Below are 18,324 nucleotides of genomic sequence, written 5' to 3'. Positions count from 1 at the left end.
AGGTTCCTTTATCTGTGCACAATCCCGATAATACGTGCGGATGTATTTGCCTCTAAAGTGGCTGACAAGTAAGCAATTAGTGCGACTAGATTTGATTTTTTTCAATAATTGACACGATTCCGCTTGACGGCTGGCAAGGTTTTGGTAACTTTAACTACAACTTAATTCACGAATAAATAGCTGGTGGAAATACTATGACTATCAAAGTAGGTATTAATGGTTTTGGTCGTATTGGCCGTATCGTTTTCCGTGCTGCACAAGAGCGTTCTGATATCGAAATCGTTGCTATCAACGACCTGCTCGATGCAGACTATATGGCTTACATGCTGAAATATGACTCTACTCACGGTCGTTTCAACGGTACTGTTGAAGTTAAAGATGGTCACCTAGTTGTAAATGGCAAAAAAATTCGCGTTACTGCAGAAAAAGATCCTGCAAACCTGAAGTGGAACGAAGTTGGTGTTGACGTTGTTGCTGAAGCAACCGGTATCTTCTTAACTGATGAGACTGCACGTAAACACATTCAAGCAGGTGCGAAGAAAGTTGTTCTTACTGGCCCATCTAAAGACGACACTCCAATGTTCGTTATGGGTGTTAACCATAAGAGCTATGCAGGTCAAGAAATCGTTTCTAACGCTTCTTGTACAACTAACTGCTTGGCACCTCTGGCTAAAGTTATCAATGACAAGTTTGGTATCGTTGAAGGTCTGATGACGACTGTTCACGCAACAACTGCAACACAAAAAACAGTTGATGGTCCTTCTCACAAAGACTGGCGTGGTGGTCGTGGTGCTGCTCAAAACATCATCCCATCATCAACTGGTGCTGCTAAAGCAGTAGGTAAAGTTATTCCTGAACTGAATGGCAAACTGACTGGTATGTCTTTCCGTGTTCCGACTCCTAACGTTTCAGTCGTTGACTTAACTGTTCGTATGGAAAAACCAGCAACTTACGCACAAATCTGTGATGCTATCAAAGAAGCAGCAGCAGGCGAGCTAAAAGGCGTTCTGGGTTACACTGAAGATGACGTTGTATCTACTGATTTCAACGGTGAAAAACTGACTTCAGTATTCGATGCTAAAGCAGGTATCGCACTGAACGACAACTTTGTAAAACTGGTTTCTTGGTATGACAACGAAACTGGCTACTCAAACAAAGTTCTTGACCTGATCGCTCACATCTCTAAATAAGAGCTGTTAACGTTTTAGGGTAACTAGAGCCGCCAAAATTGGCGGCTCTTTTGTTTATTTTCTCTTAAAATTTATCATTATACAGTTATGTATCATGACTGTTCCTACAACTTCTGCTAACCTATTTGTACCCACAGTTCCTTTATCACAGGCAAATCATTATGCATGATAAACTCTTTGCTCTACCGGTTATTAAGCAGCTTTCAGCCTATATCAGTCAACGCCAATTAGGTGAACTTCCTTTAATTCTCATATCCCATCCTAAAGTACGTGGGGCCGTGAGTCTTCAAGGAGCACAATTAATTGACTGGCAGCCTCATGGGCAAAAACCCTGCCTTTGGCTAAGTAGCGAAAGCGCCTTCAAAACAGGTACAGCAATTCGTGGGGGCATTCCCATTTGTTGGCCTTGGTTTGGTCCTGTCGCGAGCCCTAGCCATGGTTTTGCACGTATTTTGCCATGGCAATTTACTGCACATAATGAGCATGAAGATGGTGTGATCCTTACCTTTACCCTCACCGATACGGAATATACGCGCAAACTTTGGCCACATGAATTCACGCTAATATTACGCATGAAACTCGGAGAGACCTGTGAAATTGAATTAGAAAGCTATGGTGATTTTGAAACAACCGCAGCAATGCATACTTACCTTAATATTGGTGATATTCAAAAAACAACAGTATATGGCTTAGGTGGCCATTACTTCGACAAAGTCGCTGATCGTGAAGTTTATGAGGACAAACCACTAAAAATTAATGCTCAAACTGATCGAATTTATTCAGAGCCAGAAGAATACAGCTTGATCCGCGATGATAGCTGGTCACGAACCATAGAAATTCATCACTATCATAATTCAGATGTCGTGTGCTGGAATCCATGGGCTGAGTTAACATGCAGTATGCAAGATATGCCAAATAATGGTTATAGGCAGATGATATGCGTGGAAACTGCTCGGATCAATAAACCCATGAAAAGCGAGAATCAAAACCCAGCACGACTTTCGCTAGTCATGATGTCACGAGACAATAAACCTCAAGAGTAATACCTAAAGAAAACCCCAAAAGCAGTTCCACTTTTGGGGTTTTTTATCTATCTCTATTTAGCAATTAGAATGTATACGTTATACCACTCCACACAATCGCAGAAACAGATTTATTAACCATTGGGCTATCTTTAACTTCGCTTGGTAAACGGTCAACACGACCCATAGCGAACGCACTCCAATTATCAGTAAATCGATAATTACCTGATAATTCTACATATGGTGTCCAGCTATCCCCCGGACGATAACGCTCTAAACCGCTATTACGAGATTCTTTTGAAGAAACACCATACTCATAACGATTTTGATTTTTACTATCCCACTTGATACCTACCCCTGGTACTAATGACCACTTGTCACCATGGAAACCATATAGGTATGCAACTTCAGCACGTAAACCATTACTGATGCCTAAGATATCGCCAGAAGCAACGGTTCTGATAGTACCCCAGTCAGCCTTATGCTTATAAGTAAAACCGCCCATCACAGTATCACGACGGCGATCCAATTGACGCATGTCACGATCGTCATTATCTTTAGGTTTAAAAAATTGCGGATAATAATAAGCGTCAATTGACAACTGATCAGCTTGGTCATTCCATAAGTAATAGCCAGCTGCTAACGTATGAAAGTAAAAATTCTCACTGTCATAGTTAACAATCGGAACTGGCGTGACATAATCTTTCGATTTAATACCTTTATATGGCGTCGACTGTGCCAAAACAGAACCACCAACTGACCATGTGCCAGCAACCGCAGCGGAAGATATTAAACCTAGAGCAACAGCAAGTGATGTTAATTTAATTGTCTTAGACATATAAAACCTGAAATATTAAGAAATTGATCATTAAAGTGCATCATACATTGATGCGGACCTTAGCCAAAATACTAGCACAGCCGATCACATTTTTAGCTAAATTTATAGCCGTGTCTAATAATTGTTTAATGAATTATTCACTCTTCATATAAGACAGGTACTCTTTTCGCTAAAGCACACATCAATTCATAGCCAATCGTTCCTGCGGCTTGGGCAACATCATCAATAGGTAAATTTTTCCCCCATAATTCAACTTCATCACCAATACTGACCTCTTGGCATTCACTCACATCAATAGTTAACATATCCATTGAAACCGCACCTAATAATGCACATCGCTGGCCATTCAACCAAACAGGAGTACCCGTTGGGGCATGACGAGGGTAACCATCTGCATAACCACAAGCCACTGTCGCTATTTTCATTGGTTGTGACGCGGTAAATTTGCTGCCATATCCAATCGATTCTCCCGCTGCAATATAATGCATACCAATAATTTGCGATCTGAGTGTCATGGTTGCCCGTAAATCTTTATCTGCGATATCTTGCCATTTGCCACTCGGTGATGCGCCATACAATATCACCCCTGAGCGTACCCAATCATAATGGGTTTTAGGATGCCACAATGTTGCACCTGAATTTGCAATACATACGGGATAATTATGATCAATAAACGGCTTAATCCGTTGATGTGGCAGGTCTGTACCTGTTGTCAGATCGGAATTGGCAAAATGGGTCATTAAAGTGACGCTGCTTACATTAGACATTGATGAGAGTCTTTTAACTGCATCAGCATACTTATCAGGTGAAAAACCTAAGCGATTCATTCCACTGTTTAATTTAGCGTACACTGAAATAGGTGCTGTAAACGTCGCATTTTCAATCGCATCCAATTGCCAATCACTATGAACCGAGGTGGTTAACTGGTATTGATCAACAACTTTTAGATCATCTTGCTGAAAAAATCCTTCTAACAACAGGATAGGCCCTGTCCACCCTTCTTCACGTAATAATATAGCTTCATGCAAATCAAGAATGGCAAACCCATCTGTTGACGATAATGCTTTCCATACATGTTTAATGCTGTGCCCATAAGCATCTGCTTTCATTACTGACCATATTTTAGACGCGCCTGCATGCCGACGGGTAACAGACAAATTATGCGTAAAATTTTGCAGGTGGATCACCGCACTAATTGGGCGTGGCATGTTTATTCCTTATTCTTCGTTATTTTAATTGCTCAACGTGCTGGTGATAACTGGCTACGAGGTGTTAATTTGGTATTAAAACCATCAATATATCTATGTACTGATAGGTCATCTGAAGATATGTCTGGAGTATTACCAGAGATCAGATCAGCCAATAACTTGCCAGAACCACATGCCATCGTCCAGCCTAATGTGCCATGCCCTGTGTTTAAATATAAATTTGTATATGCGGTAGACCCAACAATCGGGGGGCCATCAGGAGTCATAGGACGTAAACCGGTCCAAAATGTGGCTTGATCGATATCACCACCACCCTGATAAAGATCTTGCACGACCATTTTAAGGGTCTCACAGCGCTTTTTCAGTATATTTAGATTAAAGCCAACCACTTCAGCCATTCCACCAACTCGGATCCTATCATCAAACCGCGTCACTGCGATTTTATAAGTTTCATCAAGTATGGTTGAAGTTGGAGCCCTCTGAGCATCAATAATCGGCATAGTTAAAGAGTAACCTTTCAATGGGTAGACTGGGATCTTCACTAAATTAGCCAATAGCTCAGTCGAATATGACCCCATAGCAACCACATAGCGATCGGCTTGCATTATAACGCCATCACAACGAACACCACTGACCTTATTACCCTCAGTTAAAATTTGTTCAATATGGCTGCCGAATTGAAATTTAACCCCTGCGTTTTGCGCCAATTTTGCCAGTTTTTTAGTAAATTGTTGGCAATCCCCTGTTTCATCATTAGGCAAACGTAAGCCACCGGTTAATTTGTGCTTAACATACTCAAGTGCGGGTTCAGCCTTTGATAACTCATTCGCGGTTAATAATTCATAAGGAACACCTTCTTGCTTTAAAACAGCAATATCATTCGCTGCACTTTCAAACTGTTTTTCCGTTCTAAACAGTTGTAAGGTACCACCTTGGCGTCCTTCATAGCTGATACCGGTATCAGCACGCAGCTGCCTGATGCAATCACGGCTATATTCAGCAATACGTACCATACGACTTTTATTCATCGCATAATGTTGAATATCGCAGTTTTTGAGCATTTGCCACATCCAACGTAATTGGAATAAAGTCCCATCGGGCTTAATCGCTAAAGGTGCGTGCTTTTCGAACATCCATTTAACCGCTTTGAGGGGAATACCCGGTGCTCCCCATGGTGTTGCATAGCCAGGAGATATTTGCCCTGCATTACCGGCGCTGGTTTCTTCTGCAACATCCATTTGTCTGTCTAAAACGACCACTTCATGCCCTTCCTGAGCCAAATACCAAGCCGTAGTCACTCCAATAACACCTGCACCTAATACTAAAACTTTCATAATTCCCCCTGCTGCTTTAGCACGACCATTTTCACTTAGAATAATATTCTAGGATTTATTTTCCAATATGGTTAATTAACACTTTTAACATTTTAGATAATTACTTCAAAATTCATTACATTTACTTTACATGTTAGTTTTTTATTCCAAACAACCTAAACACCCTAAAAATAACAATGCATTGTAAAACAATTAGTTGAATGAAAATCAAATATAAAAACACTATAACACCATAAAAAAATAAGTTTTTTATCCTGTTTTACTAGTTTTTTATTTTATGAAAGTTTTATTAGTAGTATAAATTAGAAAAATAACACACTAGAATTTAACGCCACTAAAATGCAAAAATTAAGATTATATGTTCATTGGAGTTGCTATTAAGGAATAATCTATAAATAATTATTCACTTAAGCTACTCATTTAACCATAGGTACGTGCTGGCTTAGGAAGCATTGCTCTAGTTAAATATATTATTAGATAGAAAATCATTATTTATGATAAATATATTTTAAAAATTAGAATATAAATAACGGTTAGCTTTCATTATATTGATAAGAAAATAGCGAATTAAAGATAAATGAAGATGAAACAAAAAATAAAAAATACCCTCTCTCAAATTGTATTAGTCATAGCGACCTGTTTAGTTATACCGAATGGTTTTGCAGAACTTAATTGTAATTTATTTACAAATAAAACTGTAATAAAAGACGATAAGGTATGTATTAGTCAAAAAAAGTTACTCCAATGTCGCCTTGGGTGTATTCCCATTGATACTATAACTCGAATAGAAGCATTTAAGTGCTTTAAAACGCTTGATCTAGCTGCCATCAATGTAACAACGCCTACTGAATCTATCGATGTCATGTTAGAGGTCGCTATCCCAGTAGACTGTACTCTTAATATCAATAACTAAAATTTTTATTAACCTATAACGAATACAAGCTTAACTAAGAAATTAATATTCAAATAGCTTGGTATAATTAATTATAGAAAAGATAAGAACCAGATTTAATTATAACTACTGGTTCCTATTGTATAATACTAATTAACGAACGTGAGCAAGATCATTAGGCATATTGCCTTGCATGCTATGCCAAATAGTGCCACTTTCTTTACCGTAGTTTCTCACGCATTCCATAATACGGTCATAGGCTTGCTCTCGACATAAGTTAGCAAGTTGCTGATAGAAGTTTAGCGCCAAACGCCTCGCTTCTGGATTAGAGAAATAATAGCGGCCTACCCTCGTGTATAGCCCTTTAAGGCCATTAATGATTAACCCATAAATTGGATTACCAGAAGCGAAGGCTAACCCTCTAAAGATATTGTAATCTAAAGCGCTAAATGCATCGGCGTTATCATCAACTTTTTCACGCTCCGCCAATACCTCTAACGATTTTTCTGGATTTTGACGAAATGCAGTACGAATAAAGATCGCTGCAATGTTGGTACGAACGGCGAGTAAATTATCGATTAACTGTGGTACACGGTCATGATCCAACCTTGCTAAGGTCTCTAATATATTCAGACCGGATGTTTCCCAATAGTTATTAACCTTAGTAGGTTTACCATGCTGGATAGTTAACCACCCGTCACGCGCCAAACGCTGTAAAACCTCACGTAGCGTAGTACGAGTCACGCCAATTAGCTCCGAAAGTTCCCGTTCAGCAGGTAAAATCGACCCTGGAGGAAAGCGATTGTTCCAGATACTTTCAATAATATACTCTTCCGCAAAACCTGCCGGACTTTGAGCTTTTATAACCATATTTTTATTATTCCAAACGTTTTCAGACGGATTATAGGAGAAATCATACCAGATTGTCGTAAATTGAGATAGTTTGGTGCCGCATAAACAGTGAAATGAATCATAAAACCCTCATATAATTAACGTATTATCTATTAGTGATGAGACTTAATTTATGCGTCAGATAAGAGTAGTATGTGAATTTACTGTACAATACATCCAATAAGAGGATAACAACCCATAATGGATTTTAGTTTAAAAAGAGCTTTTCTGAGAAATTTTTTAGGGAACTCACCCGATTGGTATAAGCTTGCAATAATCACATTTCTAATCGTTAACCCGCTAATATTTTATTTTGTTAGCCCCTTTATCGCAGGGTGGTTACTGGTTATAGAATTTATTTTCACACTTGCCATGGCGCTCAAATGCTATCCACTGCAACCCGGCGGGTTGCTGGCGATTGAAGCCGTTATTATTGGCATGACAACACCAAAACAAATCTCTCATGAGATCAGTAACAATTTGGAAGTCATACTACTACTGATATTTATGGTAGCCGGTATCTATTTTATGAAGCAGCTCTTGCTGTTTGCCTTCACCAAACTGTTACTGAATATCCGTTCAAAACGTACACTCTCATTAGCCTTTTGCCTTGCTAGTGCATTTCTATCTGCTTTTTTAGATGCACTAACGGTCATTGCCGTCGTGATTAGTGTCTCTGTAGGGTTCTACTCAATTTATCATCAATATGCATCCAGCCAGCACAATAACACAGATTTATTAAATGATAGCTTTATTGATACGACTGAAAAAAAACAAACGCTAGAACAGTTCCGTGCCTTCCTACGTAGTTTAATGATGCACGCAGGGATCGGTACTGCTTTAGGTGGTGTGATGACCATGGTCGGTGAGCCACAAAACCTGATCATCGCTAAACACGTTGATTGGGATTTTATTACCTTCTTTGTTCGTATGGCACCTGTGACATTACCCGTATTTATCTGTGGTTTACTGGTCTGTTTTTCTGTCGAGAAGTTTAAGCTTTTTGGCTACGGAACTGAATTGCCACCAACGGTAAGACAGGTACTGACGGAGCATGACAGAAAAAATAGCGCCAAAAGGACACAAAAAGAAAAAGCACAACTGATTATTCAAGGACTCATCGGTCTTTGGCTCATCGTAGCCCTTGCCTTCCACCTTGCCGAAGTCGGAATTATCGGTTTATCTGTCATTATATTAGCGACTGCTTTTTGTGGTATTACAGAAGAGCATGCTCTAGGTAAGGCGTTTGAAGAGGCATTACCTTTCACTGCACTACTTACTGTATTTTTCTCTGTAGTGGCTGTGATTATTGATCAGCAGTTATTTACCCCCTTTATTCAGTTTGTTTTGCAGTCTTCTGAGTCTTCACAACTATCGCTTTTCTATTTATTTAATGGGCTACTTTCTGCCGTCTCGGATAATGTTTTCGTTGGTACGGTTTATATTACCGAAGCCATGAAAGCGGCTAGCGAAGGTTTGATCTCCCATAATCAATATGAGTTATTAGCGGTAGCAATAAATACTGGGACTAACCTTCCTTCTGTTGCAACACCAAATGGGCAAGCGGCTTTCCTCTTCTTGCTGACTTCTGCACTGTCACCACTCATACGTCTTTCCTATGGTCGCATGGTCTGGATGGCGTTGCCTTACACTATTGTGATGACAATTGTTGGGCTACTTGGTGTTGAGTTTTGGTTAGTTCCAACGACTCACTGGCTGGAAAGCCTAGGCTGGATCAGTTTACCTTAATCAATCCCTTTCTACAGAGCCGTTTTAAAAGGAAATTTGAACGGCTCTTTTACTTTCAAGCCACTAGTCGAATTTGTAATGTTAAGTAAAGCCTTATCTAAAATCACATAAATCTCTACTCACACCTTTTTTTGTTTCGCGGATGAGGGCAAAATGTGCTCACCATTAATTTAGGGAAGTAAAGTATGTTCAGATTCTTTAACTACTGTTCACAAGGACGAGGCGCATGGCTGTTAATGGCCCTTATTGCCTTTATGCTCGAATGTGCCGCTCTCTATTTTCAGCACATTATGAAACTGCAACCTTGTGTCATGTGTATTTATGAAAGGGTTGCACTGTTTGGAATTATGATAGCAGGTTTAGTCGGAGCAATTGCGCCGCGAAATGTTATTTTACGTTGGGTTGCTATCATTATTTGGATTTATGCCGCATGGCGAGGCTTAGAGCTTGCTTGGGAGCATACAATGTTGCAACTCTATCCATCACCTTTTGCCTCGTGTGACTTCTTTGTGAACTTTCCTGAGTGGCTGCCACTAAATGAATGGGCACCCGCGGTGTTTGAAGCAACGGGTGACTGTGCCGTTAAGCAGTGGGACTTTTTAGGACTTGATATGCCACAATGGTTAATTGGTGTATACGCTGTCTACCTTTTGGTCGCAATCGTGGTTGCAATAAGCCAGTTCTTCCCAGCTCGCTCCAAAATATAAGTTTAATATTGCAATACGCTAGATTATTTTAAATCTAGCTAGGTGATTACACTATCACTTAAAATATGACGAACATATAACAGAAAGCCCATCAATGATGGGCTTTCAGACTGTCGACAAACATATCATGTTTGGCGGCTGTCGTTAGGGGTTCTGAAATAAACGAGGAAAATCAATTCATTGATTTTCGGCTAATAACACGGAGCGGGAAAAACCACGTTTTTATCCCGCTTCGTCAGTAACCTCAATGATGGGCTTTTTAACTCGATTCAATAGTGACCAATTAAATACAGGCGCCACTGAGGATCACATCAGCTGCACAACGCTTACCGTTTGCGAATTGACAAACCGCAGTTTTTCCTCCATTTAATTCTAAATTTAACGCAGGAAGTCCACCAGCAGAAACACAAGCTTCTTGTGCTCCAGGCCCTAAATTAACCACTTGTTGAGCATATTCAGCAGCTGAATGATCGACCTGTGCCACTCGCGTTGATTCAGAACTACCGCAGCCAGCTAAAATAAGCGCCGCACCACCGATTAGCCCGCCGATAAATGTAGACTTAAGCAGACCACTGATTTTTTGACTCATCCTAATCTCCACTCATATTGGCTTCTGTTCCCTGAATCAGTGAGCACTGCTTTTCGAAAACAGATTGATGACTAAAACACCAATTATAATTAATAGCATACCAATAATTGCAGGTAAATCGACTTTCTGTTGATAAATAAATATTGCCGCGACTGAAACTAGCACAATACCTAATCCAGACCAGATCGCATAAGCAATGCCTAAAGGCATGACTTTAACCACCTGAGATAGTCCCCAAAAAGAAACCGCATAACCAATAATCACAATTAAGGAGGGCCAAAAACGACTAAAACCATCGGATGCCTTTAATGTGGTTGTCGCAATAACTTCTGCAATAATTGACATCAATAAAAAAGCTAGCCCTTTCATTGCCTACCCTTACTATTTGAAATAATTAAAATATTAGGAAATTTAGCACAGTTATTGTTAGCTGTAACGCATTCGCAATAAAAAACCCTGTGATAAAAATTTCTATCACAGGGTTCTCAAATCCAAAATATTACAGCTAATGGGTCACTGGTGATCCCTGTAATTTATCGCTAAATGAAACACTGTAGCGTTTAAAAATAAAGGCACACCATATTAGCGAGATCGCCCCAAATGCCGCGCCAACATAGCCAATATTGGTCATTCCCATATGAACAATGACTTGATTACCAAGTAAAGCACCACCACCGATACCAATATTAAAGATCCCTGAATAAATAGCCATGGCTAGGTCTGTTGCATCCGGAGCTAAATCAATGACTTTTACCTGCATCCCCAAGCCAACGCACATAATCGCTATTCCCCAAAAAATACTTAAAATAATTAATGGGCCAACATGGCTACTAATTGGCATCAGCAACAACAAACAAATCATCAAAATCGCTATTGCCATTGGTAAAAATGACAATGCATATTTACCACTATAACGGCTAAATATGACGCTTCCTACGATACCTGCCGCACCAAAAATAAGTAATAGTAACGTAGCAAAATTTTGACTCTGCAATGCAACTTCGCGCACAAATGGCTCAATATAGCTGTATGCAGCAAAATGAGCAGTCACAACCATTACCGTTAAGACAAACAGTCCTACCAGTGCTGGACGTTTAAATATCATTGGTAAGCTTTTCAACGATCCAGAATGTTCGCTTGGTAATTTAGGCAAAAAGCGAATTAATGCGATCATTGTGAGCAACGCAATAACGCCAATACATAAAAAAGTCACCCGCCAGCCAAGTAGTTGACCAATAACACGCCCTATAGGTAAACCTAAAACTGTCGCCAATGCGGTTCCTGTTGCTAATAAACCAAGTGCTTGCGCCTTCTTACCTGCGGGCGCGACACGGATCGCCAATGATGCCGTTATTGACCAAAAAACAGCATGGGAAAGTGCGATCCCAATCCTTGCGATGATCAATACATCAAAATTCCAAGCAAAACCTGACAGAATATGGCTAAGCACAAAGACAACAAATAATAATGTTAATAATTTGCGGCGCTCAATTTTTCCCGTTAATAACATTAAGGGAAGCGACATAATAGCAACAACCCAAGCATAGATAGTGATCATCAACCCAGTATGAGCCACCGTCATGTCAAAACTCGCTGCAATATCACTGAGTAATGCAACAGGAACAAACTCAGTTGTATTGAAAACAAATGCGGCAACGGCAAGTGCCACAACTCGCATCCAAGCTGTTTTTCTAGAAACCTGTGTCATTGCTTAAGCCTTTATTGATGTCAGCACAAAATCACCGCTTATCAGGAATGATCCACGTGAAAAATAAGTGTCAGATTTGTGCTGAATTAGACATTGCTTCGCTATAAGAAAAAATGAAGCAACCAAATTATGTGAATTGTATCACAATTTTTTCAGTCCTTTAAAGTCATTCAATATAAGATCATCAGCAAACCACGATTAAGTTTCTAATCATTCTGACTTTATCAATAATTTCATGAGCCGTTAAACCAATAGGGCCGATGCCTTGCTCAACTAAGCAATCAGCGGCTTTACCATGCATCCAAACCCCGCTACGGGCGGCTTCTTCAATCGGTATTCCCTGAGCTAGCAAGCTGCCCACAATACCTGATAAAACATCCCCACTACCCGCGGTGGCTAAACCACTATTCCCCGTCTGGTTGCACCATATTTGTTGTTCAGGACTTGAGATCACTGTATCGTGCCCTTTTAACACGATCCAACAACCATAGCGCTGACTCAATTGCTGTGCTGCAACACAGCGATCAGCTTGAATTTCTGCTACTGTTGTTTGTAATAATTTAGATGCTTCTTTAGGGTGAGGTGTTAAAACAACGTTTGGGGTCAATTTTTTTACTTGCGGCCATTGTGAAAGAATATTTAAACCATCAGCATCAATTAACACCGATTTATTTTGTTCAATTAATAGCAATACTTTACGCATTAATGATTGCGCATCTTCTGAAATACCTAATCCACAACCAATGACCCACGCAGTAGCAAGAGTATCATTAATTAAAGAGTTAGCATCCCGCAGCATTAATTCAGGGGCCATTTCTATCAAATGTAAATTAAGTGGGGATTGATTACACCCAATGATCACTTTGCCACAACCACTTTTTAATGCGGCTACTCCTGCAAGCACACCAGCACCAGTCATGCCTACACTACTACCAATAATGTTTAACGTTCCAAAAGTTCCTTTATGACTCAGTTCAGGCCTAGGTTGGACTAATGATGGAAATTGTTGAGCTAACCACTGTTTTTCTTGTGTCGTTAACATTATCGCCTCCTTCATTAAAATTTTTGCTCTCAATTGAGGATAAAGTAATACGGCATTCAATAATTTTTCTATGCTATACTCGTGAAACTTCAAGTTACAGCGTGTTGAACCACATTCATTCGCTATTTATCATATACTTATGTATGCTACCAGTGAGTCATTCACTTGTCGCCTAGCTACACTTCTAATTATTTAGAGTATATAATTCTGACAAGTCTATAAATTTTTAAAGGATATATTTAATGAAAACCCATTTTCCTACTCAGCCAGATGTTAATGAACTCGCCGCAGAAGTAACTTGTATAAAAAATTTACTTGCTCATATGCTAAAAGCAATCGGTCAAGCAGATGCAGGTAAAATTATCATTAAAATGGAACGTGAAATTGCATCGATGGAAGATGAAAAACAAGCAGAAACCTATCGTAATACCCTTGAGCAAATCAAAGCAGGTTATCGCCAATAGTTTATTTTAACGATAAGTGCTACTTAAGAGGCTTCGTTGCCCAATTACACTTAAAACTGCACAAATAACTAAATATCTTTTTTCGAAATAATCTATCTTAGATCTCGAGTTAAACCATTCTTTATTCATTTAGCTCCCCCTTCAGATCCCTATGAAGGGGGCTTTTTTTCTAAACTAGGCTTTCACTTTACCATCATAAATATCTTGGCAATGCTGAATATAGCTTTCTAATGTCTCACCTGATTGATTATTTTGCATTCTTTGTTCTTCAAAAGCCCAGACTTTAAAGTTCTGACCTAAATTCGCGCCTGACATCCCGACTTCTTTATACATGCGATGATATAGGCCCGTTGGTGACTGATAAATTTCAAATTTAAACGGCACTAAACGCGCTGGGTTCTCAACGGTTGCAAATTCATTACCAAAAACCAACGTTTTTATCAGTATATCCATGTCAAATCCTTATTGTTTATATAATTTAAATAGCTCGAGATATATCTAGGTGACTAATGCAAATATACATTGTTACTTTACCTTAACGAAAGGCCTGCGACTTGAAATATAATCAGCAGAAAAGCCTACGTTAGTTACGATATTCTACTTAGAGAATACACTATACTCTAAATAATTCGAGATGCAGATAGGCGATAAGTGAAGATAGTCAGGGAGTATAGATAAACACAGTGACTCGGTGAGCGTCGCGTAGTCCTCCCAGCATCTTGCAGTATAACGAGTAGATTTAATTTTATATTTAATTCATCTTAGCCATCAATTTTAAAATTTGAATTAAAAAACCCATGATGAAAACCAATTCATCATGGGCCTATTTTAAAATGCCTTATCAAGGGTTATTTTAAATACTCACCTGAGCGTAATGCTTCAATACGCTTATCCAGTGGAGGGTGAGATAAAAATAACTCATTAAATGCTTTACCACGGCCATTAATGCAAAATGCCATTAAACGCCCTTCTTCTTGCGGCTCATAGCTTGTCTTCAAACGTTGTAGAGCAGCTATCATTTTTTCTCTACCAACTAATTTAGCTGATCCTGCATCTGCATGGAATTCTCGATAGCGTGAGAACCACATAGTAATAATGCTCGCTAAAATGCCAAAGACAATTTCTAATACCATCGAGACAGCGAAGTAAACCATTGGGTTACCATTACTGCTTTCACTTTCATCGTCATTGCTAGACATAAAGCCTGACACAAATTGTGCAATGATACGTGAGATAAAGATCACGAAGGTGTTAACAACGCCTTGTAATAACGTCATAGTCACCATATCACCATTAGCAATATGGCTGATCTCATGAGCGATAACCGCTTCGGCTTCATCACGGCTCATGTTTTCCAATAAACCTGTACTCACCGCCACTAATGATGCGTCACGACGAGCACCTGTTGCAAACGCATTAATATCAGGTGCATGGTAGATAGCAACTTGTGGCATTTGAATACCAACTTGTTGTGCTTGACGGCTCACTGTGTCCACCAACCATTGCTCTGCTTGGTTACGTGGTGTTTCAATAACTTCACCACCCACTGATTTCAATGCCATCCATTTTGACATCAACAATGAGATGAAAGCACCACCAAAACCAAACAAGCCAGCCATGATCATCAGACCTTGGACACTATTCCCTTTAACACCGACTATGCTTAAAATTATCCCAAACACAAACATAACCGCTAAGTTTGTGAGTAAGAATAAGGCTATTCGCATCATATTTTTTGTTCCCTAGGTAAAAATAATTATCACGAAAAATTTACTGTTATAAATAAGGTTTTTTCATACTTTTTCAAGCTAATTAACACGAAAAAACCAAAAATTAACATAACTTTACACAGACTATGAAAAAGGCCAGCTTTTGCTGGCCCTTATCTTAATTTATTGTTTAAACAAATTATTTTTTATTAGACAATAAACTTGTTTCAGGATGTGCAAGATCAATTGCAATTTTAACTGTTTCGTCTAAATATGGATCTGGCCCTTCGTAATCTTTAGGTAAATCATCGATAGATTTCAATAATGGTTTACCTTCTTTTGCATTACGCTCATTTATACGTTTCAGCTTAGTTGCTTCCAGCTCATTGTCTTCTTTTAGACGCTGCGCATAATTTAGAGAAATAAGGTTTTTACTTGCCTTATTCGCTTTATAATGTGCGATGTCTTCATCAATATACTTAAATTCAGTATCTTGACTAATACGCGATAAGTGCTTAGTTTTCAGGTCAGACAAGTCTGCTGTCACATCACCATCTTTGTTGTAATTCGCAGGTGGAATACTATCCCATGGCAATGCATTATCTTCAAAGCTTTCTCCCGTTTCAGCAGGATCTTGCCCTGTTGGCATAACAATATCTGGCGTAACACCTTTACGTTGCGTACTACCACCATTGACACGATAGAATTTTTGGATCGTGTATTGCACAGAACCAAGCGCTGGCCAGTCAGGCTTTAACATTTGGTCATACACACGACTTAAGCTTCTATGTTGCTGAACGGTACCTTTACCAAAGGTAGGTTCGCCAACGATCAGCGCTCGACCATAATCCTGCATGGCAGCGGCAAAAATTTCAGATGCAGAAGCACTGAAGCGATCAACCAGAACCACTAATGGCCCTTTATAGTAAACCACATCATCATCATCAATATCTTGACGTACCTGACCATTATTATCGCGAACCTGAACAACTGGGCCTTTAGGGATAAATAGACCCGATAGAGATACAGCCTCAGTTAATGCTCCACCACCATTACCACGCAGATCAATAACTAGCGCAGAAACATTATCTTTTGCTATTTTTTGCAGCTGGGTCTTCACATCATTGGTCAAACCTACATAGAAACCAGGAATATCCAATACTGCAACTTTCTCTTTGCCGATTTCCTTAATCGTTAACTTAACGGCTCTATCTTCTAAGCGAATTTGTTCACGGACAATAGTCACGATGTGTGGCTTAGCCCCTTTAGTATCCGATAGGACTTCTAAGCGCACTTTACTGCCTTTTGGCCCTTTAATCAGTGCAACCACATCATCTAAGCGCCAGCCGACAACATCCACCATTGGTTTGCCTGTTTGGCCAACACCAATGATTTTATCACCAACTTTTAATTCTTTACTTTTTGCCGCAGGACCACCAGCAACTAATGAATTGATCACTGTATTTTCATCATCTTGCTGTAAAACGGCGCCAATTCCCTCTAATGACAAACTCATTTCAGAGTTAAACTGCTCTGTATTACGAGGTGAAAGGTAGCTAGTATGAGGATCAATTTCACGAGCAAATGAGTTCATGATCAACTGAAATACGTCTTCACTTTGCCCTTGCGTTAAACGTCTCAACGCAAAATTGTAGCGCTTAGTCAGTTTTTCCTTGATTTCTTTGTCATCTTTGCCCGATAGCTTTAAATTCAACCAATCATATCTGACTTTTTGATCCCAAAGCTTATCTAATTCTTGCTTATCTTTTGGCCAAGGCATTTTACTGCGATCGACCTCAATTGAGTCAGTCGCATCAAAATTCATTGGCTGATCTAAGCGCGCTAACGCATATTCAAAACGCTCAAAACGTCTTTTCTGCGACAGGTTATACAGGTCATAGAACTTATCGAGTTTACCTTCCTCTAACCATTCGCCAGCATTTGCTTTATCTTTCGCATAAGCATCAACGTCAGATTGAAGTAAAACATTATGGCCGTAATCCAACATATTGAGATAACGATCAAAAATTTTACCTGAAAAATCTTTATCCAAATCAAACTGACGATAGTGAGAGCGGGTAAACCTTGAAGTTACCCTTTCACTCACCGTACCATGCTGAGTATCCTGATTGAGTACAGGTAACTGAGCAGCAGTGACCGGAGCCACTGCTTGAGGATCCGCAATTGCACTACCAAAAGTGGCAACACTAACAACGAATGCAATTTTTAAAAGTTTGTTCATGCCCTGATTGACCTCCGTATCAGAACTTTAAATGTTCCGCGCGCACAATCATTGCCATTCCTGTTGGCAATTGAACTCTGACACCATCTTTCGCTATTTCCAGCACAGACGCGTCCATCAGGCTAGTACCAACTTTCACTTTCAACATCTGGCCGACTTGAAGTGCGTTAATATCAGTGACTGATTTCAGTTTTTGTTCTGGAGCAGCGGCACCGTTACGGCGCTGAGGCTTAGTCGAGGAGTTCTGCGGGCGTTCTTTATTTTCTGACTGGCGATGGCGTGGCGCATTTTCTTTTGCGGCTGCCGGATTGCGAGTAGGTTTATCACCTGCTTTCTTGGCTGCTGGGCGTTTTTGCGCTTTTTGCTCTGCACGTTGCGCTTGAACCCGAGCTTTTGCCTCAGTCAATTGTTGACGCGCATGGGTGATATGCTCCGCCTCTAATTCACCACAATCATTTCCATCTAAGTCAACGCGTTTTGCGCCTTCTTTAACACCGTAAAGATAGCGCCAGCTAGAGGTATACATGCGTAATGCAGAACGCAATTGCGTTTTACTAATGCCATCCTCTTCGGTTAAACGCCCTACGATATCTTGAAAAATTCCGACTTTTAACGGACGTGCTTCGCCTTCAGCGATAAAACAGCGTGGAAAACGCTCAGCTAAAAATGCGATAACTTCTTTACTACTATTCAACTTAGGTTGATTTTCCATGAAATTTCCTGATAACAACGATTTTGC

Annotated in this window: 18 protein-coding genes; 6 read left to right on the top strand and 12 right to left on the bottom strand. The window is 39.7% G+C overall.

Annotated elements, in window-relative coordinates; all coding sequences use genetic code 11:
* The first annotated feature begins 194 nt into the window (after window positions 1-194).
* Both gapA and M1E96_RS09410 read left to right on the top strand, forming a co-directional pair.
* Complete coding sequence (gene gapA / locus M1E96_RS09415) at window positions 195-1,190, top strand: glyceraldehyde-3-phosphate dehydrogenase (RefSeq protein ID WP_070928208.1); 996 nt, start codon at window positions 195-197, stop codon at window positions 1,188-1,190.
* Between the two features lie 161 nt (window positions 1,191-1,351).
* A complete protein-coding gene (locus M1E96_RS09410; RefSeq protein ID WP_272580089.1) occupies window positions 1,352-2,233 on the top strand; it encodes a D-hexose-6-phosphate mutarotase in 882 nt (293 codons plus the stop codon).
* 64 nt (window positions 2,234-2,297) lie between these two features.
* Here M1E96_RS09410 and M1E96_RS09405 read toward each other — a convergent pair whose 3' ends face one another.
* The 3 genes from M1E96_RS09405 to M1E96_RS09395 all read right to left on the bottom strand — a co-directional run bounded on the left by M1E96_RS09405 (window position 2,298) and on the right by M1E96_RS09395 (window position 5,634).
* Window positions 2,298-3,050 carry a MipA/OmpV family protein gene (locus M1E96_RS09405; protein WP_070928212.1) on the bottom strand — a complete coding sequence of 251 codons (753 nt, stop codon included), beginning with the start codon at window positions 3,048-3,050 and terminating at the stop codon, window positions 2,298-2,300.
* 137 nt (window positions 3,051-3,187) lie between these two features.
* Entirely contained in the window at window positions 3,188-4,258 is a 1,071-nt protein-coding gene (alr, locus tag M1E96_RS09400; protein WP_272580088.1) for an alanine racemase, read from the bottom strand.
* A 32-nt stretch (window positions 4,259-4,290) separates the two neighbouring features.
* Window positions 4,291-5,634: a D-amino acid dehydrogenase gene (locus tag M1E96_RS09395; RefSeq protein ID WP_369427519.1), complete on the bottom strand. Its 1,344-nt coding sequence runs from the start codon at window positions 5,632-5,634 to the stop codon at window positions 4,291-4,293.
* Window positions 5,635-6,175: 541 nt separating this feature from the next.
* On the opposite strand from M1E96_RS09395, the gene M1E96_RS09390 reads away from it, so the two are divergent.
* Window positions 6,176-6,505, top strand: coding sequence for a hypothetical protein (locus M1E96_RS09390; RefSeq protein ID WP_319066410.1), 330 nt, complete (start codon window positions 6,176-6,178; stop codon window positions 6,503-6,505).
* Between the two features lie 132 nt (window positions 6,506-6,637).
* On the opposite strand, the gene fadR is transcribed toward M1E96_RS09390, so the two are convergent.
* Window positions 6,638-7,354 carry a fatty acid metabolism transcriptional regulator FadR gene (gene fadR / locus M1E96_RS09385; RefSeq protein WP_070928218.1) on the bottom strand — a complete coding sequence of 239 codons (717 nt, stop codon included), beginning with the start codon at window positions 7,352-7,354 and terminating at the stop codon, window positions 6,638-6,640.
* A gap of 222 nt (window positions 7,355-7,576) precedes the next feature.
* On the opposite strand from fadR, the gene nhaB reads away from it, so the two are divergent.
* A complete protein-coding gene (nhaB, locus tag M1E96_RS09380; RefSeq protein ID WP_140179493.1) occupies window positions 7,577-9,124 on the top strand; it encodes a sodium/proton antiporter NhaB in 1,548 nt (515 codons plus the stop codon).
* Window positions 9,125-9,309: 185 nt separating this feature from the next.
* Window positions 9,310-9,831 (top strand): disulfide bond formation protein DsbB, encoded by a 522-nt coding sequence (gene dsbB, locus M1E96_RS09375; protein WP_319066413.1) that lies wholly within the window; start codon window positions 9,310-9,312, stop codon window positions 9,829-9,831.
* A 283-nt stretch (window positions 9,832-10,114) separates the two neighbouring features.
* On the opposite strand, the gene M1E96_RS09370 is transcribed toward dsbB, so the two are convergent.
* From M1E96_RS09370 to M1E96_RS09355, 4 genes are all read right to left on the bottom strand, one after another.
* Window positions 10,115-10,420: a DUF333 domain-containing protein gene (locus M1E96_RS09370; protein WP_272580085.1), complete on the bottom strand. Its 306-nt coding sequence runs from the start codon at window positions 10,418-10,420 to the stop codon at window positions 10,115-10,117.
* A 36-nt stretch (window positions 10,421-10,456) separates the two neighbouring features.
* Window positions 10,457-10,789, bottom strand: a complete 333-nt coding sequence (locus tag M1E96_RS09365; protein ID WP_272580084.1) for an SMR family transporter — start codon at window positions 10,787-10,789, stop codon at window positions 10,457-10,459.
* A 136-nt stretch (window positions 10,790-10,925) separates the two neighbouring features.
* Entirely contained in the window at window positions 10,926-12,128 is a 1,203-nt protein-coding gene (locus M1E96_RS09360; protein WP_319066416.1) for a sugar transporter, read from the bottom strand.
* 184 nt (window positions 12,129-12,312) lie between these two features.
* Complete coding sequence (locus tag M1E96_RS09355; protein WP_272580082.1) at window positions 12,313-13,170, bottom strand: NAD(P)H-hydrate dehydratase; 858 nt, start codon at window positions 13,168-13,170, stop codon at window positions 12,313-12,315.
* A 242-nt stretch (window positions 13,171-13,412) separates the two neighbouring features.
* On the opposite strand from M1E96_RS09355, the gene M1E96_RS09350 reads away from it, so the two are divergent.
* Window positions 13,413-13,634, top strand: coding sequence for a DUF2594 family protein (locus M1E96_RS09350; protein WP_070928234.1), 222 nt, complete (start codon window positions 13,413-13,415; stop codon window positions 13,632-13,634).
* Window positions 13,635-13,808: 174 nt separating this feature from the next.
* Here the strand turns inward: M1E96_RS09350 and M1E96_RS09345 are convergent, their stop codons facing one another.
* The 4 genes from M1E96_RS09345 to proQ form a co-directional block, all read right to left on the bottom strand.
* A complete protein-coding gene (locus M1E96_RS09345) occupies window positions 13,809-14,087 on the bottom strand; it encodes a hypothetical protein (protein ID WP_070928236.1) in 279 nt (92 codons plus the stop codon).
* A 395-nt stretch (window positions 14,088-14,482) separates the two neighbouring features.
* The gene (gene htpX / locus M1E96_RS09340) at window positions 14,483-15,364 is read right to left on the bottom strand and encodes a protease HtpX (protein ID WP_140179482.1); all 882 of its coding nucleotides are present in this window, start codon (window positions 15,362-15,364) and stop codon (window positions 14,483-14,485) included.
* 178 nt (window positions 15,365-15,542) lie between these two features.
* Complete coding sequence (gene prc / locus M1E96_RS09335) at window positions 15,543-17,585, bottom strand: carboxy terminal-processing peptidase (protein WP_140179480.1); 2,043 nt, start codon at window positions 17,583-17,585, stop codon at window positions 15,543-15,545.
* 19 nt (window positions 17,586-17,604) lie between these two features.
* Window positions 17,605-18,297 carry an RNA chaperone ProQ gene (gene proQ / locus M1E96_RS09330; protein WP_070928238.1) on the bottom strand — a complete coding sequence of 231 codons (693 nt, stop codon included), beginning with the start codon at window positions 18,295-18,297 and terminating at the stop codon, window positions 17,605-17,607.
* Window positions 18,298-18,324 lie beyond the last annotated feature (27 nt).

Source organism: Providencia sp. PROV236, from assembly GCF_033676985.1.
Taxonomy (GTDB): Bacteria; Pseudomonadota; Gammaproteobacteria; order Enterobacterales; family Enterobacteriaceae; genus Providencia; species Providencia manganoxydans.
Note: the sequence above shows the minus strand (reverse complement) of the source record. Positions and strands in the feature narration are given on the sequence as shown.

Excerpts from the sequence above, each read along its gene's own strand:
- gapA (WP_070928208.1), top strand. The coding sequence starts at position 195 with ATGACTATCAAAGTAGGTATTAATGGTTTTGGTCGTATTGGCCGTATC.
- M1E96_RS09410 (WP_272580089.1), top strand. The coding sequence starts at position 1,352 with ATGCATGATAAACTCTTTGCTCTACCGGTTATTAAGCAGCTTTCAGCC.
- M1E96_RS09405 (WP_070928212.1), bottom strand. The coding sequence starts at position 3,050 with ATGTCTAAGACAATTAAATTAACATCACTTGCTGTTGCTCTAGGTTTA.
- alr (WP_272580088.1), bottom strand. The coding sequence starts at position 4,258 with ATGCCACGCCCAATTAGTGCGGTGATCCACCTGCAAAATTTTACGCAT.
- M1E96_RS09390 (WP_319066410.1), top strand. The coding sequence starts at position 6,176 with ATGAAACAAAAAATAAAAAATACCCTCTCTCAAATTGTATTAGTCATA.
- fadR (WP_070928218.1), bottom strand. The coding sequence starts at position 7,354 with ATGGTTATAAAAGCTCAAAGTCCGGCAGGTTTTGCGGAAGAGTATATT.
- nhaB (WP_140179493.1), top strand. The coding sequence starts at position 7,577 with ATGGATTTTAGTTTAAAAAGAGCTTTTCTGAGAAATTTTTTAGGGAAC.
- dsbB (WP_319066413.1), top strand. The coding sequence starts at position 9,310 with ATGTTCAGATTCTTTAACTACTGTTCACAAGGACGAGGCGCATGGCTG.
- M1E96_RS09370 (WP_272580085.1), bottom strand. The coding sequence starts at position 10,420 with ATGAGTCAAAAAATCAGTGGTCTGCTTAAGTCTACATTTATCGGCGGG.
- M1E96_RS09365 (WP_272580084.1), bottom strand. The coding sequence starts at position 10,789 with ATGAAAGGGCTAGCTTTTTTATTGATGTCAATTATTGCAGAAGTTATT.
- M1E96_RS09360 (WP_319066416.1), bottom strand. The coding sequence starts at position 12,128 with ATGACACAGGTTTCTAGAAAAACAGCTTGGATGCGAGTTGTGGCACTT.
- M1E96_RS09355 (WP_272580082.1), bottom strand. The coding sequence starts at position 13,170 with ATGTTAACGACACAAGAAAAACAGTGGTTAGCTCAACAATTTCCATCA.
- M1E96_RS09350 (WP_070928234.1), top strand. The coding sequence starts at position 13,413 with ATGAAAACCCATTTTCCTACTCAGCCAGATGTTAATGAACTCGCCGCA.
- M1E96_RS09345 (WP_070928236.1), bottom strand. The coding sequence starts at position 14,087 with ATGGATATACTGATAAAAACGTTGGTTTTTGGTAATGAATTTGCAACC.
- htpX (WP_140179482.1), bottom strand. The coding sequence starts at position 15,364 with ATGATGCGAATAGCCTTATTCTTACTCACAAACTTAGCGGTTATGTTT.
- prc (WP_140179480.1), bottom strand. The coding sequence starts at position 17,585 with ATGAACAAACTTTTAAAAATTGCATTCGTTGTTAGTGTTGCCACTTTT.
- proQ (WP_070928238.1), bottom strand. The coding sequence starts at position 18,297 with ATGGAAAATCAACCTAAGTTGAATAGTAGTAAAGAAGTTATCGCATTT.